22 protein-coding genes are annotated in these 18,772 nt (G+C 68.3%); 18 read left to right on the forward strand and 4 right to left on the reverse strand.

The window, feature by feature from the left end:
* Positions 1-24: 24 nt before the first annotated feature.
* From glpR to E2484_RS08495, 7 genes are read left to right on the forward strand one after another with little or no spacing between them, the layout of a single operon-like run.
* Positions 25-792 carry an HTH-type transcriptional regulator GlpR gene (glpR, locus tag E2484_RS08465; RefSeq protein WP_137284763.1) on the forward strand — a complete coding sequence of 256 codons (768 nt, stop codon included), beginning with the start codon at positions 25-27 and terminating at the stop codon, positions 790-792.
* A complete protein-coding gene (gene pfkB / locus E2484_RS08470) occupies positions 789-1,697 on the forward strand; it encodes a 1-phosphofructokinase (RefSeq protein ID WP_137284764.1) in 909 nt (302 codons plus the stop codon). Before glpR ends, pfkB begins: the two co-directional genes overlap by 4 nt.
* Positions 1,698-1,756: 59 nt before the next feature.
* A complete protein-coding gene (locus E2484_RS08475) occupies positions 1,757-2,872 on the forward strand; it encodes a PTS fructose transporter subunit IIC (protein ID WP_321112167.1) in 1,116 nt (371 codons plus the stop codon).
* Positions 2,873-2,877: 5 nt separating this feature from the next.
* Positions 2,878-3,333 (forward strand): PTS sugar transporter subunit IIA, encoded by a 456-nt coding sequence (locus E2484_RS08480; protein ID WP_137284765.1) that lies wholly within the window; start codon positions 2,878-2,880, stop codon positions 3,331-3,333.
* Entirely contained in the window at positions 3,330-3,593 is a 264-nt protein-coding gene (locus tag E2484_RS08485; protein WP_137284766.1) for an HPr family phosphocarrier protein, read from the forward strand. The genes E2484_RS08480 and E2484_RS08485 overlap by 4 nt, the downstream gene beginning before the upstream one ends.
* Positions 3,590-5,224, forward strand: a complete 1,635-nt coding sequence (locus tag E2484_RS08490; protein ID WP_137284767.1) for a putative PEP-binding protein — start codon at positions 3,590-3,592, stop codon at positions 5,222-5,224. The genes E2484_RS08485 and E2484_RS08490 overlap by 4 nt, the downstream gene beginning before the upstream one ends.
* Complete coding sequence (locus tag E2484_RS08495; RefSeq protein WP_137284768.1) at positions 5,221-5,616, forward strand: PTS fructose transporter subunit IIB; 396 nt, start codon at positions 5,221-5,223, stop codon at positions 5,614-5,616. The genes E2484_RS08490 and E2484_RS08495 overlap by 4 nt, the downstream gene beginning before the upstream one ends.
* Positions 5,617-5,655: 39 nt before the next feature.
* Here the strand turns inward: E2484_RS08495 and E2484_RS08500 are convergent, their stop codons facing one another.
* Positions 5,656-5,955 (reverse strand): hypothetical protein, encoded by a 300-nt coding sequence (locus E2484_RS08500; RefSeq protein WP_137284769.1) that lies wholly within the window; start codon positions 5,953-5,955, stop codon positions 5,656-5,658.
* Between the two features lie 433 nt (positions 5,956-6,388).
* On the opposite strand from E2484_RS08500, the gene E2484_RS08505 reads away from it, so the two are divergent.
* The 4 genes from E2484_RS08505 to E2484_RS08520 all read left to right on the forward strand — a co-directional run bounded on the left by E2484_RS08505 (position 6,389) and on the right by E2484_RS08520 (position 9,541).
* Positions 6,389-6,793 (forward strand): SPW repeat protein, encoded by a 405-nt coding sequence (locus E2484_RS08505; RefSeq protein WP_137284770.1) that lies wholly within the window; start codon positions 6,389-6,391, stop codon positions 6,791-6,793.
* 217 nt (positions 6,794-7,010) lie between these two features.
* Positions 7,011-7,577 carry a DUF7553 family protein gene (locus E2484_RS08510; protein ID WP_137284771.1) on the forward strand — a complete coding sequence of 189 codons (567 nt, stop codon included), beginning with the start codon at positions 7,011-7,013 and terminating at the stop codon, positions 7,575-7,577.
* Positions 7,578-7,633: 56 nt separating this feature from the next.
* Positions 7,634-8,440 carry a DUF63 family protein gene (locus E2484_RS08515; protein WP_137284772.1) on the forward strand — a complete coding sequence of 269 codons (807 nt, stop codon included), beginning with the start codon at positions 7,634-7,636 and terminating at the stop codon, positions 8,438-8,440.
* A gap of 192 nt (positions 8,441-8,632) precedes the next feature.
* The gene (locus E2484_RS08520; protein WP_137284773.1) at positions 8,633-9,541 is read left to right on the forward strand and encodes a carbohydrate kinase family protein; all 909 of its coding nucleotides are present in this window, start codon (positions 8,633-8,635) and stop codon (positions 9,539-9,541) included.
* On the opposite strand, the gene E2484_RS08525 is transcribed toward E2484_RS08520, so the two are convergent.
* Positions 9,538-10,071, reverse strand: coding sequence for a DUF7509 family protein (locus E2484_RS08525; protein WP_137284774.1), 534 nt, complete (start codon positions 10,069-10,071; stop codon positions 9,538-9,540). The two genes, E2484_RS08520 and E2484_RS08525, sit on opposite strands and share 4 nt — an antisense overlap.
* 156 nt (positions 10,072-10,227) lie before the next feature.
* On the opposite strand from E2484_RS08525, the gene E2484_RS08530 reads away from it, so the two are divergent.
* The 3 genes from E2484_RS08530 to E2484_RS08540 all read left to right on the forward strand — a co-directional run bounded on the left by E2484_RS08530 (position 10,228) and on the right by E2484_RS08540 (position 12,973).
* Positions 10,228-10,599 carry a winged helix-turn-helix domain-containing protein gene (locus E2484_RS08530; protein WP_137284775.1) on the forward strand — a complete coding sequence of 124 codons (372 nt, stop codon included), beginning with the start codon at positions 10,228-10,230 and terminating at the stop codon, positions 10,597-10,599.
* Between the two features lie 58 nt (positions 10,600-10,657).
* A complete protein-coding gene (locus E2484_RS08535; protein WP_137284776.1) occupies positions 10,658-11,389 on the forward strand; it encodes a nucleoside phosphorylase in 732 nt (243 codons plus the stop codon).
* Positions 11,390-11,467: 78 nt separating this feature from the next.
* Positions 11,468-12,973, forward strand: coding sequence for a universal stress protein (locus E2484_RS08540; protein ID WP_137284777.1), 1,506 nt, complete (start codon positions 11,468-11,470; stop codon positions 12,971-12,973).
* 14 nt (positions 12,974-12,987) lie between these two features.
* On the opposite strand, the gene E2484_RS08545 is transcribed toward E2484_RS08540, so the two are convergent.
* Positions 12,988-14,160: an NAD-binding protein gene (locus tag E2484_RS08545; RefSeq protein WP_137284778.1), complete on the reverse strand. Its 1,173-nt coding sequence runs from the start codon at positions 14,158-14,160 to the stop codon at positions 12,988-12,990.
* A gap of 119 nt (positions 14,161-14,279) precedes the next feature.
* Here E2484_RS08545 and E2484_RS08550 point away from each other — a divergent pair, with 119 nt between their 5' ends.
* Both E2484_RS08550 and E2484_RS08555 read left to right on the forward strand, forming a co-directional pair.
* Positions 14,280-15,566, forward strand: coding sequence for a potassium channel family protein (locus tag E2484_RS08550; RefSeq protein WP_137284779.1), 1,287 nt, complete (start codon positions 14,280-14,282; stop codon positions 15,564-15,566).
* Positions 15,563-16,732 (forward strand): TrkA C-terminal domain-containing protein, encoded by a 1,170-nt coding sequence (locus E2484_RS08555; RefSeq protein WP_137284780.1) that lies wholly within the window; start codon positions 15,563-15,565, stop codon positions 16,730-16,732. Before E2484_RS08550 ends, E2484_RS08555 begins: the two co-directional genes overlap by 4 nt.
* Positions 16,733-16,807: 75 nt before the next feature.
* On the opposite strand, the gene E2484_RS08560 is transcribed toward E2484_RS08555, so the two are convergent.
* Entirely contained in the window at positions 16,808-17,083 is a 276-nt protein-coding gene (locus E2484_RS08560; RefSeq protein ID WP_137284781.1) for a hypothetical protein, read from the reverse strand.
* 53 nt (positions 17,084-17,136) lie between these two features.
* Between E2484_RS08560 and E2484_RS08565 the strand changes: the two genes are divergently transcribed.
* Positions 17,137-17,412 (forward strand): ubiquitin-like small modifier protein 1, encoded by a 276-nt coding sequence (locus E2484_RS08565; protein WP_137284782.1) that lies wholly within the window; start codon positions 17,137-17,139, stop codon positions 17,410-17,412.
* A gap of 128 nt (positions 17,413-17,540) precedes the next feature.
* Entirely contained in the window at positions 17,541-18,758 is a 1,218-nt protein-coding gene (locus E2484_RS08570) for a hypothetical protein (protein WP_137284783.1), read from the forward strand.
* The last annotated feature ends 14 nt before the right edge of the window (positions 18,759-18,772 follow it).

Consider the following 18,772-nt stretch of genomic DNA (forward strand, 5'->3'; position numbering starts at 1 on the left):
CGCGGATAGCGAACACGTCCACGCATGCTTCCAGCCGAACGCAAACGAGAGATACGCGACACCGTGACCGAGCGAGACGGCTGTTCCGTCTCCGAACTCGCCGAGATGCTCGACGTGTCGAAGGCGACCATCCGGCGGGACCTCCGCGACCTCGAAGACGAGGGTCTCGTCGAGCGGTCCCACGGTGGAGCGCTCCCGGTCAGGACCGTCGCCAGCGAGCAGTCCTACAGTCAGCGCGGCGTCCAGAATTTAGACGCGAAGCGCGCCATCGCGTCGCGCGCGCGCCGGGAGTTCCACGACGACCAGGTGGTCTTCTTCGACTCGGGGACGACGACCATGGAGGTCGCCAAGCAGGCACCGAGCGACGTGGGATTCATCGCGGCGACGAACTCGCCCATGCTGGCGCTGGAGTTCGCCGACAACGGGCGCGACGTGAAACTGACCGGCGGCACGCTCCGCCAGCAGACCCGGGCGCTCGTGGGACCGACCGGCGAGTCGTTTCTGGAGCGGACGAACTTCGACCAGGTGTTCCTCGGGACGAACGCCGTCGACCCCGACGCCGGTCTCACGACGCCCAACGAGGGCGAGGCCCGGATGAAGCAGTTGATGTGCGAGCAGGCCCAGCGCGTCGTGCTGGTGGCCGACGAGACGAAGTTCGGCCGCAAGAGCTTCGTGCGGTTCGCCGACATCGAGACGGTCGATTTGGTCATCACCGACGCCGAACTCGACGGCGAGATGCGCGAGGCGTTCGACGCGGCGTCGGTGGACGTGGTCGACGGGGTACGCGAATGATACTGACGGTCACGCTGAACCCCGCCGTCGACCACACCATCAAACTCGACGGCCCGCTGGAAGCCGACGAGGTGAACCGGACGACGCTCGACCAGTACGACGCCGGCGGCAAGGGCATCAACGTCTCGAAGTACCTCGACGCCCTGGAGGTCGAGACCGTGACGAGCGGTCTCCTCGGCGGACTCTTCGGCGAGTTCGTGAAGCGCCAACTCTCCCGGACGAAGGTCCCCCACGACTTCGTGGAGATGTCGGGTTGCACCCGGCTCAACACGACGATACTCTCCGAAGACGGCGAGTACAAGATAAATCAGTCGGGTCACCCGGTGAAGCGTCGGAGCGAGCGGGCCATCCTCGAGAAGATAGCGGACTACGACCCCGAGGTGGTGGTCGTCGCGGGGAGTCTCCCGCCCGGACTCGGTCCTGCGACCATCGACCGAATCGCGGACGCGGGCGACTGGGACACCGTCGTCGACGTCGGGGGCGGACTGCTCGACCGCCTCGGAGTCCCCTACGCGTGCTGTAAGCCCAACCGCACCGAACTGGCGACTGCGACGGGGATGCCGACCGAGACGGTCGAGGACTGCCGCGCGGCGGCCCGCGAACTCCGGGCGAACGGCTTCCGGCGCGTGGTGGCCTCGCTCGGCCCCGACGGCGCGATTCTGGTGACCGAGGACGACGAGTTGTACGTGCAGGCCCCGGAGTCCGACGTGGTGGACACGGCCGGCGCGGGCGACGCGCTCCTCGCGGGCGTGCTGAAGGCGGACGCGGACGGACTGTCGCCGGGCCAGACGCTCCGGTACGGCGTCGAGGTGGCCTCCCGCGTGGTGGAAGCGCCGGGGACCACCGTACCGTCGCTGTCGTCGGTCGCCGAGGAGGCCCGCTCGAACCCGTTGCAGTCGCTCTGACCGCGTAAGACCGAACAGAAACGCGCGAATTCAAAAACACTTTGAACGTTCACTCGCATATGAGGGACAGTAGCATGGAAGAGGGACCGGTCGGGAAGCGGGGGACGCTTCGGTCCGTCAGGGCCGACCTGATGACGGGCGTCACCTACATGATTCCGTTCGTCACGATAGCCGGCGTCTTTCAGGCCGTCGGCTACACTCTGGGTCAGTCGACGACCATCGGGGGCGACCTCGGGACTCTCCCGTGGTACGCCGTGACCGTCGGGTCGATAGCACTCAACGCGATGGTCCCCGTCCTCGGCGGTTTCGTCGCGTACGCCGTCGCCGACCGGCCGGGTCTCGCGCCCGGATTCGCGCTCACGGCCATGATTCAGGACCCCCGCCTCGTCCAGACGACCGGGACGCTGTTGGGCGTGAACACCGGGGACGCGCAGGCGGGCTATCTCGGCGCGCTCGTGGTCGGACTGCTCGCCGGGGTGGTGACGCGGCAGGCCGCGGAGTGGGACGCGCCGACGGCGATACGACCGTTACTCCCGGTCCTCGTCGTTCCGGTCGGCGTCACTGCACTCCTCGCGCCGGTCGTGCTGACCTTCGGCGTCCCGCTCGCGCTGACGATGAACTACGTGGAGTTGCTCCTCCGAGGAGCGTCGCTGCCCGTGCTGGTCCTCGTCGGCGGCACCCTCGGCGCGATGATGGCGCTCGACCTCGGCGGCCCCGTCAACAAGGTCGCGTACGTTTTCGCGGTCGGTCTCCTCCCGGAACTCCTCTTCCGACCGATGGCCGCGGTCATGGTCGCGGGGATGGTCCCGCCGCTCGGTCTCGCCGCCTCCCACCTGCTCGCGCCGAGTCGCTACTCCGACGCGGACCCCGGTCAGAAGAGAGCGGCGACCGTCGCGGGACTGTCGTTCGTCACCGAGGGCGCGCTGGCCTATACCACCCGGACCGCCGGTCGGTCCTCGCTGTCGTGCGTCGCCGGCGGGGCGGTCGGCGGTGCCGCGTCGATGGCGCTCGGGGTCACCATGCCGGCGCCCCACGGCGGACTCCTCGTCGTTCCGCTGGCGAACGACCCGCTCGCGTTCCTCGGGTGCATCGCGCTCGGCGCGGCGACCACCGCCGTGACCGCGACGGTTCGACGACCCAAGATTGATACACCGCGGGCCCCGCAAGGCGAGTAACCGACATGCAATCCGAGGATTTCGTCGCTCCTGCGCTCGTCACGCTGGACGAACCGCCCGCCGAGCGCCGGGCGTGCATCGACTTCCTGCTCGACCTCGCGGTCGACGCCGGACGGGTGACGAACCGATCGGCGGCGCGCGACGCGCTGCTGGAGCGGGAGGCGTCGACGCCGACGGGACTCGGAAACGGCGTCGCCGTCCCGCACGCGCGGACCGACGCGGTCGCCGCCCCGACCGTCGCGTTCGCGCGGTCGGACCGCGGCGTCGACTTCGGCGCGCCAGACGGCGACCCCGCGACGCTCCTGTTCTGCCTGCTCGCGCCCGCAGACGCCGACACGGACCACCTCGCAGTGCTGAGTCGACTCTCGCGGTCGCTCGCCGACCCGGCGTTCCGGACGCGACTCGCCGAGGCCGACTCGGAACGAACCGTCGTGGACGCGATCCGGGAGGCGGTCGCGTGACCGAGCGCCGCGTCACCGTCGCGCGCGAGACCGGACTCCACGCCAGGCCGGCGCGGGCGGTCGCCGACGCCGCCGCCGACTTCGACGCCGAGGTCGCGGTCGCGTACGACGGCGAGACCGCGCGGGCCGCCAGTCCGCTGGAACTCACCGCCCTCGGCGTCGAGTCCGGCGAGTCGGTGGTCGTGCGGGCACGGGGAGACGACGCCGACCCGGCGGTCGAGGCGGTCGCCGAAGTGCTGGTCGGGGAGGCCGACCCGTGACCGACCTCGACGGCGTCGGCGTCGGAACGGGCACAGCGACCGGACCGGCGGTGTGGCTGGCGGGACCCGACGAGACGCCGGACGCCGACGCGCCCGGTCGCGACCCCGACGTGGAGCGCGACCGCTTCGAGAGCGCGCGCGCTCGGACCGTCGAGGAACTCGGCGAGGAGCGCGACCGCGCGGCCGAGGCGGTGGGGAAAGCCGCCGAGGACGTGCTGGCCACTCACGAGACGTTCCTCTTCGACCCGGCGTTCGAGGAGCGCGTCGAGGACGGCCTCGCGGACGGCGACCCGGCCGAGCGTGCGGTCGCGCGCGCGCTCGAAGACTGGATAGAGGCCTTCGAGGAGACCGGCGGCAAGACCGCCGCCCGCGCAGACGACCTGCGCGACCTCCGGGGGCGACTCCTCCGCGCGCTCCGCGGCGAATCCCGGCGCTCGGGCGAGGACCCGCCGGAGGACGCCGTGGCGCTGGCCGAACGACTCGACCCCGGCCGGGCGGTCCGGCTCGCGACTGCCGGGGTCTCCGGCGTCGCGACCGTCGCGGGGAGTCGGACCGGCCACGCCGCGATAATCCTCCGGTCGCGCGGCGTCCCGACCGTGGTCGGCGTCGGCGACGCGCTGAAGACGGTCGACCAGGGCGCTCGCGTCGGCCTGAACGCTGCCGCGGATCGCGTCGCACTCGACCCGCGGGCCGACGACGACGCGAGCGCGACCGAGGCGGTCGCCCCGGACGCGGTCCGCGCGGCGTCGGGGACGCCGCTCGCGGTGACGGCGAACGTCGGGTCGGCGAGGGAGGCGGCGGCCGCTCGGGAGCGCGGCGCGGACGGCGTCGGCCTGTTCCGGAGCGAGTTCCTCGCATTGCGGTCCGACGGCGTCCCCGACGAAGACGACCAGACCGAGGCGTACGCCGCGGCGCTCGACCGATTTCCCGACGGAGAGGTCGCGATACGCACGTTCGACTTCGGCGGCGACAAACCGCTCCCCGGAGCGGACGAGACCGCTCCCCGCGGCGTCGCCCGGTCGCTCGCGGCCCCGGACCGCCACCGCGAGCAACTCCGGGCGCTCTGCCGGGCCGCGGCCAGAGGTGCGGGCGACCTCACCGTGGTCCTCCCGCACGTGACCCGAATCGAGGAGGTGACGGCGGTGCGCAACCACCTCGACGCAGCGACCGACGAACTCGCGATCGCCGACGTCCCCCACGAGCGACCCGCGCTCGGCGCGATGGTGGAGACTCCCGCCGCCGTCGAACTCGCCTCCGAACTCGCGTCGCGGGTCGCGTCCGTCTCGCTCGGCACGAACGACCTCTCGCGGCACGTCCTCGGGACGACGCGCGACGCCGACCCGTCGGTCGCGGAACCGGCCGTGGTCCGCGCCATCGAGCGGGCGGTCGACGCGGCGACCGACGCGCGAATCCCCGTACGGTGCTGCGGCGAAGCGGCGGCCGACCCCGAGTTCGCCGCGCTGTTGGTCGGACTCGGCGTGACCGAGTTGAGCGTCGCGCCCGACGCGGTGCCCGCGGTGAAGCGGCGACTCGACGGCATCGACCTGCCCGCGGCCGCGGCCCTCGCCGAGCGCGCGGCCGCGGCGAGTACGAAGAGTGAAGTGGATTCGCTGCTCACCGAGGGTCCATGAAGTTCGTCGCCGTCACCGCGTGCCCGACCGGTATCGCCCACAGCCAGATGGGCGCGGAGTCGCTGACTCGGGCCGCGACCGAGGCGGGACACGACGTCGAGGTCGAGGTCCACGGCGCGATGGGCACCGAGAACGAACTCGGAGAGGAAGACCTCGCGCGGGCCGACGCCGCCATCGTCGCGGCCGACGTGCGAGTCGACACCGACCGCTTCGCCGACCTCCCGACCGTCGTCGCCCCGGTCGGGACCGCGGTGTCCGACCCGGAGGGTCTCGTCGAGCGGGCCGTCGGTCTGGGTCGAGCCGGAGAGCCCGAGACCGTTCGCGTCGGCGACGACGCAGCAGACGGTGAGGGCCGAGGACTCCTCGACGGGCTCCGCCGACTGTTGGAGTAGGCCGGCACAGGCGCGGACGAACTCGCTAGTTCCTCTTTCTCACCTGTCCGCGCGGACGCGACCACGACCCGAATCGACCGACCAGACTCCGGACTCTCCGTCGTCGAACGACGACCGCGCTGCGCCGAGGCGGTACGTTCCGCTCGCCGACCCGGCGTCACGCCAGAAGAGGATTTCATATAGCTGGCAGAGGTTTACCTCCTCTCGATAGGTCCGACCGGAACCGCACGACCCTCCGCCGCGGCGGTTCGCCGCGCGCCGAAACGCAGTCGGGCGACCGCCGCGGCGACGGCAGTTCGGGCCGCCGGCCACCGACTCGTTCCGGCTATCGCTCGCCACGGTTTCCCGACGGCCTCCAAGGCGTCGACCGGACGGTACCGGAAGTCGAGTTTCGCTGTTACTTCGGGCGCGTGAGGCGGACCCGCACCACTCGTCGCTATCTTCCCGACCGGTTTCCGCGTCGGTTCCGCCGCGCTGTCCGGACCTTCCCCGACGAACCGGTACCTCGGCGGTCGAACTGCGGGCTTGCGCCGCGGGTTTCTGCCGAAACGGTGTCTGAATGGCTCCGGGAGAAGTCCGGACCGTCTACCGGGTCTCGTCCTCGGCGGTCGGAGTTGGCGCCCGGTCCCCTGATAGACGTCGTAGCCCGCGTGGACGGCGATAGCTCGGTCGTAAACCGATTGCTACGATAGGATTTACCCCGGAGCGTGTCGGAGAGATAGCCGTTCGACTTATCCTGTTCAACGACCAACGAATTACGGGGGGAGAAACCATGAGTGAAACGACGACAGCGAACCGAAACGACACGAGTGGGTACATCTCGGCAGCGACCGCGCTAATCGGGGGGTGGATAGTGATCTCGGCGTTCATCTATTCGCCACCCGCGGCCAACTTCTGGAACGACATCATCGTCGGTGCCGCGATCGGAATCATCGCGGGGTACAACGCCTTCAGGGCCGACGACCCGGAGGGCATCAACACCAGTGGTGCGTCGTTGGTCGCCCTGCTCGGTCTCTGGATGGTCATCGCGCCGTTCGTGTTCGAGACGGTCCTCGAAGCCGCGTTCTGGAGCGACGTGGTCAGTGGCGCATTGGTCGCCGTCCTCGCGGGGTACAACGCGTACCGGTCCCGCGAGACCAGACGCCGTGCGCCTGCTGCCGAAGCCGAGACCCGATGACCGAACAGAGTCGAACGAGTCCGCTGTCTCCGATCAGCGGTTATTTCTGACGTTTTGAGACGTAGAGAGGTTTCGTAACAGACAGAAAATATTTCTTAAAGACAATTAAAATTGGCTGAGGCCCCACGACGCGCTCGCTCGGGAGTTCCGGCCGGTCACTCCGTGACGGCCGGAGAGCACTTCCCGGCGCGTCCACAACGAACGGCAGGGAGAGACTGTGGCTTCGATACCACCGATTATCGACATCCGAGACGACCTACGACGTGCCCGAGAAGCGACCAGCGAGGACGTAGAGGAGGACTTCGAGACGGTGTACGACCGCCTCGACGCCTTCGCCGACCGCGACCGCGCCGATCGGGAGGGCGTCGTAGACGAGATAGACAACGAACTGCTCCGAGTCGAGGAACTCCTCGACGACGAAGAGGCGTCCCGTGCGATTCAGTCGGCGCGCAACCGCATCCACATCTACCGGGAGTCCCGTCAGCAGACCGACGAGGACTTCGTCGTCGTGGACTCGGGCGTCCGCCAGCACGAGGAACCGGACGCCGACGGCCTGCTCCCGGTCGGCGAGGTGACGCTGACCGTCACGGTTGCCAACACCGGCGACGACGCCGAAGTAGTGCCGCTCGTCGCGCTCTACGACGAGGACGGCGACGAGGTGGAGTCGGTCCGCGGTCCCGCGTTCGACCTTCCCGCGGGCGTCGAGGAGCGAATAGAGATGGACCTGGACGTGCCGAGCGACGCCACGCACTACGCGGTGTCGGTCACCGAAGCGGGAGTCTGAGTCGGTCTCGCCCGCCGACCGCAAGCCTTTCGGCCCCGCGCTCCACCGTATCGGGCATGGTACTTCCAGAGGGATTTGCGCTCCCGCCACTGCCGTATCTGGTCGTCCTGCTCGCGGCGGTGGCGCTGGTCGCCGGGGCGCTCGCCCGGTCGGACCCGCACGTCTCCGACCGGATCGTCCTCGCGCTCACGCCGTGGGTCGTCGTCGGGTCGAGCCTCCACGCGCTGTTCGTCCTCGAATGGGTGCCCGAAGCGGTCGCGCCGCTACTCGGCACGCCCTCGGTCTACCTGTCCACCTTCGTCGTTGCCGGACTCGTCTGGCTGGCCGGAATTCGTACCGCCGCCGACCCCGAGCGCCCGGTGGTCGTGGTCGGGGTGTTGGCCGCGAGCGCGGTCGTCGCTTACGCAATCGCTCGAGGTTCCGAGACCGGGCTTCGGCTCTTCTGGCCGCTGGTCGGTCTCGTACTCGCGTTCCTGCTCGCCGGGGCGCTCTGGGCCGCGACCAGATGGACGCATCCGAGCGTGACCGCGGCGACGGGCGCGACGGGCGCGCTGGCGCTGTTCGGCCACTCGCTCGACGCGGTTTCGACCGCCGTGGGCGTGGACCTGCTCGGGTTCGGCGAGCGAACCCCGGTCTCGCGGGCCGTCCTCGACGTGGCGGCCTCGCTTCCGACCGCCGAGACGTTCGGCGTCGGGTGGCTGTTCGTCCTCGTGAAACTCGTTATCGCGGAGGCCGTGGTAATCCTGTTCGCCGACTTCGTTCGGGAGGACCCGCGAGAGGGCTTCCTCCTGCTCGGCGCTGTCGCCGCGGTCGGCTTGGGTCCGGGCGCGCACAACCTGCTCCTGTTCGTCGTGACCGGCTGAGTCGGCGACTCACTGTTTCGCGAACCCGGATTCTCTGTCGCTCCGCGAAACTACTCCTTCCCGGCGACTCGAAGAGTCACCCGTCTCTCCTAGACCCTCGTTCCGATTCTCTCGGCACCCACCAGTATTTTGACCGCCGGGTGCATACCGTGGCGGTATGTCGCACGCAAATCGCCGCCACGGCCGCCAGCTATGGTCGAAGTAGTCACCGCCGGCCACGTCAACTGGGACGTGACCCTCCGCGTGGACGCCCTCCCGAACCCCGACGGCGAGGCCCGCATCGACTCCCAGTGCCGGTCCGGCGGTGGAAGCGCCGCCAACGTCGCGGTCGCGCTGGCTGGCATGGCGTTCGACGCCGGACTGGTCGGGAGCGTCGGCGACGACGAGACCGGCGAGTTCGCCCGCCGGGAGTTGCAGGCCGCGGGCGTGGACTGCTCGCACCTGCTGGAAGCCGCCGACAGCGAGACCACGACGAAGTACCTCATCGTAGACGAGCAGGGCGAGGTGATGGTCCTCGGCAACGAGGGCGCGAACGAGGCCGTCACGCCCGCCGACGTGGACCCCGAGTACGTCACCGCCGGCGACCACCTCCACCTGACCAGCCAGCGCCCCGACACCGCCGCGAAACTGGCCCGCGTCGCCACCCAGGCGGGCGTGAGCGTGAGTTTCGACCCCGGCCGACGCCTCGACGAGCGCGACTTCGGCGAGGCGCTGGCCTACTCGGACGTGGTGTTCCTCAACGACCGCGAGGCCCGGACCCTGCTGGACAGCGACCTCGAACACCCCTCGTCGGAACTCCACGGTCGCGTCGTCGTCATCAAGCACGGCGAGGACGGTGCGCAGGTGGACACGCCCGAGGCCTCGTTCGACCATCCGGGCTTCGACGCCGAGGTCGTAGACACCACGGGCGCGGGCGACGCCTTCGCCGCGGGGTTCCTCGCGGTGCTGTTGCGCGACCGTGGCGTCCTCGGAGCGAACGCCGACTACGAACGCGCGCTGGAGTTCGCCAACGCGTGCGGCGCGCTCGCGGCCATGGAGGAGGGCGCGCGGACCGCACCGACGTTCGGCGAAGCGGAAGCGTTCCTGGACGGGCAGTTCTAGAAGTCGTCTCCTTCGCCGGGCGGGAAGGGAAGTTCGCCGAGGTCTTCCTTCCGAACTACGTCCGCGATGAACCGTTTGGTCTCTTCGAGCAGTTCGTCCTCGTCGGTGAACGTGCGACGGTCTACGTTCCAGCGGTCGCCGATCGAACCTATCATCGCACTTCGCATACTCTCTTCGTGGACGAACAGGATGCGCTCGCGCTGGCGGTCGGTCACGTCTTCGAGGACTGCGCCGACTTCGATACCGACGCCGAGGTTCTTCCCGTCGTGAGGCACGACGAACAGCACGACGTTGCTCGCTCGGGCGAACTCGAGGGTCTGGGTTCCAGCGTCCATCTCGTCCAGCGGAATGTCCGGGTCGGTGGCGAGGAAAGCGTTGAACCCCTCGCGCCGGAGGTCGTCACGGACCGTTTCGAGGAAGTCGTACATCTCCTCGTTTTCGGTAACGTGGGACTTGTACGGCCCCATGACGTAGACGAGAAAACGCCTGTAGGAGGTGGAGTCGAGGGTGTCGAGGAGGCGGTCTCGCATTCGTTTGCGAGCGATGCATCACTACTACTTATAAATGGCGGCTATATCAACAGAGGTTGAGTCAAGAAGCATTAAGTGCGGACGACGCTTAGTAACACTCAGTGACACTAATCGGGAACAGCCGTCTCGAACCAACTCCGACAGGAGGCAGGAACTATGGCAAAAGCTGAACGCTACGACCCCCCGAAGCTCCCCGAGGAGAGCATCCTCGAACTCGAAGATTACCTCGCGATGCAACGAGCAGTCAGCGAGGAGACCCGCTACCGAATCGTCGCGGAACTCCTGCGGGAGGGCGAGATGAGCGCGACCGAACTCTCGGACGCCCTCGACACTCCCTCGAACAAACTCCACTACCACCTCGACAAACTCGTAGACGTTGGCGTCGTGAGCAATCGGCTAGAGAAGGAGCGCGGGGCCGACGGCCTCTACTCCTACTACGTCGCTACCTCACTCGGCGAGGCCGTGATGGAACACGGCATCGGCGAACTCATTCGGACCGAGTGGGACGCCCGCGAACGCTACGCCTGAACGTCGGTCTCGACGCGAACCCTCACGCTTTTTCTCCCTCTCCCGAGAACCAACGCGCATGGCGAAACAACCCCATCTCCTCGTCGAAGAGGGCGACCTGAACGACATCGCGCTCATCCCCGGCGACCCCGGCCGAGTGGACCGCATCGCGAACCTCTGTGATTCCTCCGAGGTCGTCGCCGAGAACCGCGAGTACAAGGTCGTCAACGCCGAGTACGAGGGGACCGACCTCACCATCTGCTCGACCGGTATCGGCTGTCCCTCCGCGGCTATCGCGGTCGAGGAACTCCACGCAGTCGGCGTCGAGACGGTCATCCGCGTGGGGACGACCGGCGCGCTCCAGTCGGGCATCGAAATCGGCGACATGGTGGTCGCCACCGGCGCGGCGAAGAACGAGGGCACCAGCAAGCGATACGAGTCGGTCGAGTACCCCGCGGTGCCGGACTACGGCGTCCTCTCGGCGCTCGTCGATTCCGCCGAGGCGAACGACGAGGACGTTCACGTGGGTCCCATCGCCAGCGACGACGCCTTCTACGCCGAGACCGACGAGTACGTCGAGGAGTGGGAGGAAGCCAACATCCTCTCGGTCGAGATGGAGGCCGCCGCCGTCTTCTCGCTGACCCGCCGCCGCGACATGCGCGCGGGAGCCATCTGTACCGTGGACGGCAACCTCGTGGAGGGCACCCAGAAGGGCGAGACCGAAGCGGACGAACTCCCCGAGAAGGCCAAGAACAACGTCGAGCGCGCGATTCGCATCACGCTCGACGCCGTGGTCGAACTCGCGGAGTAGTCGTCTCTTCTTTCTCCTCGCTCGCTACGAATCCCCGAGCGAACAGATATTTGAGTCGCGGCGGCCGACGTGTCGGTAATGTTGGACGGCCTGCGCTCGCGCTACCACGCGGTTCTCCGGCGCGTGCGCCGATTCGAGCGACGCGAAGTTCGGGAGTTCCGCCGGTGGATAGAACACACCACGAATCTCATCCACCTCTCGGTCCTGCTGTTCGTCCCGTTGCTCATCGCGGCCGTGACTGCGGTTTCGAACTCCGTGGACGTGCTGCCGTTCGTCCTCTTCCCGCCGCTGGCGTCGGGCACGTTCACCCTCTTCGCGGAACCGGAGGGCAAGTACGCCTCGCCGACGAAGTTCGTCGGTGGACTCACGGCCGGGGCGCTCTGCGGGACCGTCGCCATCTGGGTCGGCGTCCACACCTCGCTTCACGACCCGATTGCCGCGAACGAATTGGTAGTTTCGCCCGCCGAGGCCGCACTGGCCATCTTCCTCACCGGCGGGGTGACGTGGGCGCTCGACTTCGAGGAACCCTCGGCGTTCTCGACCGCACTGCTGGCGCTCATCGCACCCGTCTTCACCAATCCCGTCGGCTTCGACGAGTTCTTCCTCCAGTTCGTCGTCTCGGTCTTCGTCGCCAGCACCATCGTCGCCGCGGCGTTCCACGTCTGGCGCGAGCAGTTCTACGAGCGCCGGTCGCGACTCCTCTACCAGTCCACGAAGGGCGACGACCACGTACTCGTCCCGATGCGAGGCGAAAAGAGTCGGACCGCGGCGATGTTCGGCGCGCGCCTCGCGGCGGCCCACGACGCCGGAAAGGTCGTCCTGCTCGACGTAGTGGACGAGGAGGCCATCGAAGCGGCCGAGCGCACCATGCAGGTCCCGACCGAGCGGTCCGAGACCGAACTGGTGGACGCGACGGCGGCCGAGTCCGAAGGCGTCGAGACCGAGGAGGTGCAGGTCGCCGACGAGTCGGCCAAGCGACTGGAGACCGAGGCCAACCGCATCGAGACCAAGGTGGGCGTCCCCTGTCAGGTGGTCGTGGTCGGCGACGGCGACAGTCCCGCCCGGACGGTCCTGAAGACGGCCCGCGAGACGAACTGCGACCTCGTGGTCGCGCCCTACGAGGAGGAACGCGGCAGTCTGTCGGGGTTCGTCCGCGGCCTGTTTCGGAGCGACATCGACGCCATCGCGTTCCGGTCGGCGGGCGAACCTCACGACCGCTGGAAGCGAGTCCTGGTCCCGGTTCGACGACCGGGCGACACGGCCCACGCGATGATAGACTTCGCACAGCGCCTGACCGGACTCGCCGGGACCATCAGCGTCTGTACCTGCATCGACCGCGAGAACGAGCGCCGGTCGGCCGAGACGACGCTGGCCGACCTCGTGGAGACGTTCGAGGGGTCGTTCGAGACGCGAGTCTCGCGGTCGTCCATCGAGTCGTTCCTGAGCGCCAACGACACCTACTACGACCTCACTATCGTGGGCGCGAGTACCGACCGGTCGGCCGCCTCGCGGTTCGTCTCGCCGCCGACGTTCGAGCGCCTACACGATCTGGAGTGTGACGTGGCAATCGTTCACCGGGGCTGAAACGGAATCCCCAGTCACTCGGTCTTCGAGGATTCGCCCGCGAGTCGGTCGGCGACGCTCTCCATCTCGTCGCTGCCGAGCGCCGAGCGCACCAGCAGGTGGCCACCGATAGTCGCGGGGCTGATTACCGAATCCGCGCCCGCCCGACGGAGTTTATCCACGTTCTCGCGGTCGGTCGCGGCCGCGACGATGCGTACGTCCGGATTCAACTGTCGGGCGGTCAGGACCGCCAGCGCGTCCTCGGCGTCGTTGTTCGTGGCGGCGACGACGGCGCGGGCCTCTTCGATGCCGACCCGTCGCAGGGGTTCCTCGTCGCTCGGGTCGGCCTTCAGGACTTTGAACCCCCTGTCGCTGAGTTCCGTCGCGTGTTCTGACTGCGGCGTGACGACCACGAACTCGGAGCGTTCGCCGAGTTCGGTGATGATGGGTTCGGTCAGGTCGCCGTAGCCGAGGACGATAACGTGATCTTCGAGGAGTTCGAGTTGTGATTCTGTCATTCTTCCGAGTGCTGAGGCGAGGCGTGCTTCGATGGCCGGGCCGAGCAGGGAGGCCAGCGCGACGGCGAAACTCGCGGTGCCCAGGACGACCACAGACAGACTGAACAACCGGCCGGTCTGTGTCGTAGGCGTGAGGTCGCCGTACCCCACGGTGCTGGCCGTGACCAACGTGTAGTAGAAGGCGTCCAGTGGCGTTTCGACGTTCTGGAAGTGGTCGTCCAGCGCGTACGTGCCCACTGTGCCGTACACCTGTACGCCCGCGAGCGCGGCGACCGCCGCCAGTTGCGATGCCGTGAGGTCCACCTCACGGTCGAATCTGGACCGGACCCGGAGTACCACCGGCAGGGACGCCAGCGAGACCACGACCAGCGGGAGGGAGTAGGGACTCGACTGGACCAACCCCTGCGCCGCGGTCAGCGGGAGCAGGAACACCGTCGAGTACCACGCGATCCGGAGTCTCCGGCGCATCCAGATTGCGCTGGTCAACATCAGAAATCCGGTCAGCGTCCCGGTGAACCCGGCGGTTTCCTGTACCCACTCGGGGATCCGACCGCCGAAGAGGTTCTGAGTCGACGCCGCGGTGAAGCCGATGCTGGAGACGCCCGTGGCTATCGAGAGGACCGCCACCGCGAACGTCAGCGTCACTGTGAGTCGGACGCCGACCCGCTTTTGCCACGAATTCGCCTCCATACCCCTATCTGTTAGCGTCTTCGCCAATAAACGGTCGGTAGTTCTCTCGGAGCGTGCCGGTACTCCCCCTCGAAGTGCGTCGATAGTTCTTTAGGAGTCGTGTGTCTCCCGGACTACGTATGGCTCTCGGTCCGGACCTCCTCGTGGAACTCCTCCTGGGTCTCTACGTCGGCGTACTCACCGCGGTCGTTCCCGCACTGGTGGCGTGGACGCTCGGGTTCACGTTCAAGTACTTCACCGGCGTCACGATTCCGGGGTTCGGTGTCCTCGTCTTCGGAGTCGCCCTCGCCGGGATTCAAGGCGGCCTGCTCGGCCTGCTCGACCCCCAGTTCGTCACGTCGCCCACGGCACTGGTGTCGGCGCTGGTCGTGATGATGGCGACCCTCTACGCCCACGCGCAGGGCGACCGGATGGGAGCGGAGTTCCCGCGGCGACTCACGCTCAGTGGTCTCCGCGAGCGCGGCCTGTCGGCCGACGCCGTAGAGCGCGTCGGTCGGTTCGGCCAGGTTCGAGTGCGCGTGACGGGCGAAGTCGGCGACGTCGAGGGGTATCCGTCGCTCTCCGAGGACCTCCGGGCGTCCATCCGGAGCGACGAGTGGACGTTCCCCGCCGACCTCCCGCTGTCGGAACTAGAACTCCGCCTCGAAGAGCGACTTCGGACCGACCACGACCTCGCGGAGGCGACGGCGAGCATCGACTCGCGCGGCCGGGCGACCGTCAGCGCGGCCCCGCCCGCCGGCGCGCTCTCGCGGCGCGTCCCACAGGGCCAGCGAGCGGTCTCGGTGGACGCAATGGTTCCGACCGGCCTCGCTCGCAAGGACGAGGTGACGGTCTCGACGCCCGAGGGTGAGGTGACGGGAACCGTCCTGAGCGCCCGGTCCGATTCGACCGGTTCGACCCCGGCGGGTCCTCCGACGAGCGGCCCGTCTCCCCCCGACGACGAACCCGCCGAGGGGTCGCCCGAGATGGAGGGCCGGACCGCGACCACGAGCGGGACCGCTACGCAGGCTACAGGCGGGGACGGCCGGGTGACGGTCGCCGTGGCGCGGCGGGACGCCGAGACCCTGCTCGCGGCGGCGGCGGCCGCAGTCCGAGTCCGCGCCCGGGGCATCCGCCGGGAGTTCGAACTGCTCTCGCTCCTCCGGCGAGACGGTAAGCGAATCCAGCGCGTCGAACTGACGGCGGGTAGCCCGCTCGACGGCACGATTCTCGGCGAGGCGGGACTGCGCGAGCAGTACGCCGTCGCGGTGCTGGCGGTCCGGCGCGGCGGCGCGTGGACGGTCTCGCCGCGCGGCGGAACCGGACTCGCGGCGGGCGACGACCTCTACGTCGTCGGGTCGCGCGAGGCGCTCGACGACTTCGCGGCGGTCGCTCGCGGTCCGCGCGGCGCGGAGGTGGACCGATGAGCGTCCTCGCGGCGCTCGAACGCCCCGTGGTGGCACTCGGTCGCGTGGTCGGTCTCACGCTACTCGCCGGCGGTGCGGCCACCGTCGCGGGTCTGGCCTACCGGACGTACGCCCGCGAAGAGATGCCCGAAGGACTCGCCGTGCTGGTCGGTCTCGGGGCCGTCGGCGCGTGGCTGAACACCACCACGGCGCTCCGGCAGTTCCTCAACGACGGGCAGGCCATCCCACCGCCCGAGACCGCGCTGGTCAACGTCGCGGCGTTCGTCTTCGGTGCGGCCGCGGCCGCGGTCGGCGCGCGGTCGGGCGCTCGGTTCCTCGCGGGCGTCGTCGGCTCCGACGCCGACGTGAGTCGCTTCGTCGGGTCGGTCGGCCGATTCGTCGCGGTCGAACTCCCCGAGGATATCGAGGGAATCGACGGCTACGAACCCCTCGACGCCGAGACCACGGAGTCGCTGGCGGGCGAGACGCTCCGATTCCCGCGAGGGCTGACGGTCGCCGAACTCCGCGAACGCCTCGTCGCGCGCCTCCGGGACGACTACGAGGTCGGACACGTAGACGTGGAACTCGCCGACGACGGGACGGTCGAGTACCTCGCGGCCGGAGGTCGCACGGCGGGACTCGGCCCGACGCTCGCGCCGGGGACCGTCGCCGTCGCGGTCCGGGCGGACCCGGCTTTCGGGGCCAGCGCGGGCGACTTCGTCCAGGTGTGGTCGGACGGTCCCGACTCGGAGCGGGTCGCCACGGCCGAACTCCGGGCGGCGGTCGGCGACGTGGCGACGCTCGCGCTCGACGCCGCCGACGCCGCCCGTCTCGACCCCGAGACCGAGTACCGACTCGTGACGCTCCCGACCGAACCCCGCGCCGACCGGGAGTTCTCCGCGCAACTCCGGGCGGCCGACGAGACGGTCGGCGCGGTCACACTCGCCGCCGACAGTCCGCTGGTCGGTGCGCCGGTCGGGAGTATCGACGCGACGGTGGTCGCGGTCCGCGACGAGTCGGGCGTGGAGACGATTCCGCCGGACGACCGCCTCCTCGCTCCCGAGGATACCGTCTACGTGGTCGGCCGACCGGACCTGCTCAGGCGCATCGAGACCGCGGCGGGCGAGGCGAGCGCGACCGCTGACGACGATACGACGGTGGTCTCACAGCGGGACTTGAGCAACTAAATACGTGTCCTAAAGACAATTTCATATATCTCTAACACAGATATACGTTTTCTAACGGTGATTCGAGGTGTCTCTTCACCTCCTCGGCAATCCACGCGCGGCGCGTGCTGGCGCGGCCCGAAGTGGCCGCGCCAACCGCGCGAGGGACGGCGGCCGCATCCGCGACCGCCGAGGCTGGGGAGGCGTGAGGCCCGCACTCGGTGCAACAGACAATCGGGTGGGACTGAAAGGGGCCGCGCGCTCGCGGGCTTTCGAGACCACCGTCACTTCGATGTAGTAGATTCCGATGTAGCAGACTCTGACGTAGTAGATTCCGATTTCACCGATTTCGATTTCGTAGACGATGGACATAGGCGACGATAGAGAGCGATGGAACAAAGTCGGACGACCCCCAAACCCCGGACATGCAGTGGAAGTTGTTCGCGGACCTCGCCGAGATCGCGGGCGGAAAAGAGGTCGAAGTCGAGACCGACTCCGGCGAGACCGTCGGCGCGGCGCTCGCCGCGCTCGTCGCCGAACACCCGGACCTCGAAGACCGCATCTACGACGAGGGCGGCGACCTGCGCGACCACATCAACGTCCTGCGGAACGGGACGAACGTCCACACCGAAGACGGACTCGACACCGAACTCGACTCGGACGACGAACTCGCGCTGTTCCCACCGGTCAGCGGCGGGTGATGGCGGTGAGTGACGCCAGCGAGTGACAGCGGCGGTATAAGGACGGTCTAAAACTCCGTTAGGTGGTCCTTTCGCGGGTCGGACCAGCCAGAAGGTCTTAACGGTGGGGTCCGTTACTCGTAACGGAGATGGGGACCGGGGACTCCGAAAACGACGCCATCGACGAGTTGGTACCTAGCCACCGCTCGCTCGACACGTTGATACCCGGCGACCGCGGTGCACCGTCGTCGCTTCCGGAGCGGGTGAACCACTGGTTTCTCCTGCGGGGCAAGCGAGCGCACGTGACCGCAGTCCTGTTGCTCGGAGTCCTCGTCGTCCTGCTGACGCTGTCGTTCGTCCGACCGGTCGACGTGTACGCACTCCTCAAGGACACGAACACGATTCAGACGCTGTTCAACACGCTACTGAGCGGGATGATTCTGCTGGTCTCGGTCGTCGTCTCCATCAACTCCATCGTCCTCTCCGAGGAGATCACCGACATCGAACACCAGCGCGAGCGCATCGACGCCTCGATTCAGTACCGCGGCCGGATAGAGGAGTTCATCGAGGGCGACGTGAGTCCGGCACGTCCGGCGGAGTTCCTCCGGGCGATTCTCAAGATAATCGACCAGCAGTCGTCGGCGCTCGCCGACATCGCCGCCAACAGCGACGACGACGAGTTCCGCGAGGAGGCCGAGACCTTCTCGGACAACATCACCGACGAGGCCGAGCGCGCGGGCGAGACGCTGACCGACGCCCGATTCGGCACGTTCAGGGTTCTGCTCGCGGGCCTGAACTACGACTACTCGTGGCAACTCCACGTCGCCCGCCGGTTCAAGCGCAAGTACGGACACAATCTGGACGACGACGAGCAGGCGGCGATAGACGACATCGTGGAGACGCTGAAGGTGTTCGCGACCGGTCGGGAGTACTTCAAGTCGCTGTACTACAAGCGCGAGTTCGCCCGTCTGTCGAGTCGGCTTCTCTACGTCTCGCTGCCGGCCATCGTCTTCACCTCCTACGTCCTGCTCGCGCTCGACACCAATCTCTTCCCGGAGGTGTCGTTTTTCGCACTGACCCCGCTGATGGTGTTCGTCAGCGTGGCGTACACCATCGCGCTCGTTCCGTACCTGACCCTCACCGCGTACGTCCTCCGTGCGATGACGGTGACGCTCCGAACGCTCGCCTCCGGCCCGTTCGTCCTCCAGCACGGCGGTGAGTTGGACAACTTCGACTGGGAGGAGGACGACATCGAGGTGTCCGACCCGAACATCCCCACGGAAGACGACGAACGAACCGCCGACGAGCGCACGGACGACCAGCGCGAAGAGGCCCAGCAGGCCGACGAACAGCGCGCCGACGACTGACTCCTCAGCGACGA

It is taken from the genome of Halorussus salinisoli (genome assembly GCA_005239435.1).
GTDB classification, from domain to species: Archaea; Halobacteriota; Halobacteria; order Halobacteriales; family Haladaptataceae; genus Halorussus; species Halorussus salinisoli.

Coding starts and splice junctions, on each gene's coding strand:
- glpR (WP_137284763.1), top strand. CDS start 25: ATGCTTCCAGCCGAACGCAAACGAGAGATACGCGACACCGTGACCGAG.
- pfkB (WP_137284764.1), top strand. CDS start 789: ATGATACTGACGGTCACGCTGAACCCCGCCGTCGACCACACCATCAAA.
- E2484_RS08475 (WP_321112167.1), top strand. CDS start 1,757: ATGAGGGACAGTAGCATGGAAGAGGGACCGGTCGGGAAGCGGGGGACG.
- E2484_RS08480 (WP_137284765.1), top strand. CDS start 2,878: ATGCAATCCGAGGATTTCGTCGCTCCTGCGCTCGTCACGCTGGACGAA.
- E2484_RS08495 (WP_137284768.1), top strand. CDS start 5,221: ATGAAGTTCGTCGCCGTCACCGCGTGCCCGACCGGTATCGCCCACAGC.
- E2484_RS08505 (WP_137284770.1), top strand. CDS start 6,389: ATGAGTGAAACGACGACAGCGAACCGAAACGACACGAGTGGGTACATC.
- E2484_RS08515 (WP_137284772.1), top strand. CDS start 7,634: ATGGTACTTCCAGAGGGATTTGCGCTCCCGCCACTGCCGTATCTGGTC.
- E2484_RS08520 (WP_137284773.1), top strand. CDS start 8,633: ATGGTCGAAGTAGTCACCGCCGGCCACGTCAACTGGGACGTGACCCTC.
- E2484_RS08525 (WP_137284774.1), bottom strand. CDS start 10,071: ATGCGAGACCGCCTCCTCGACACCCTCGACTCCACCTCCTACAGGCGT.
- E2484_RS08530 (WP_137284775.1), top strand. CDS start 10,228: ATGGCAAAAGCTGAACGCTACGACCCCCCGAAGCTCCCCGAGGAGAGC.
- E2484_RS08535 (WP_137284776.1), top strand. CDS start 10,658: ATGGCGAAACAACCCCATCTCCTCGTCGAAGAGGGCGACCTGAACGAC.
- E2484_RS08540 (WP_137284777.1), top strand. CDS start 11,468: ATGTTGGACGGCCTGCGCTCGCGCTACCACGCGGTTCTCCGGCGCGTG.
- E2484_RS08545 (WP_137284778.1), bottom strand. CDS start 14,160: ATGGAGGCGAATTCGTGGCAAAAGCGGGTCGGCGTCCGACTCACAGTG.
- E2484_RS08550 (WP_137284779.1), top strand. CDS start 14,280: ATGGCTCTCGGTCCGGACCTCCTCGTGGAACTCCTCCTGGGTCTCTAC.
- E2484_RS08555 (WP_137284780.1), top strand. CDS start 15,563: ATGAGCGTCCTCGCGGCGCTCGAACGCCCCGTGGTGGCACTCGGTCGC.
- E2484_RS08560 (WP_137284781.1), bottom strand. CDS start 17,083: ATGTCCATCGTCTACGAAATCGAAATCGGTGAAATCGGAATCTACTAC.
- E2484_RS08565 (WP_137284782.1), top strand. CDS start 17,137: ATGCAGTGGAAGTTGTTCGCGGACCTCGCCGAGATCGCGGGCGGAAAA.
- E2484_RS08570 (WP_137284783.1), top strand. CDS start 17,541: ATGGGGACCGGGGACTCCGAAAACGACGCCATCGACGAGTTGGTACCT.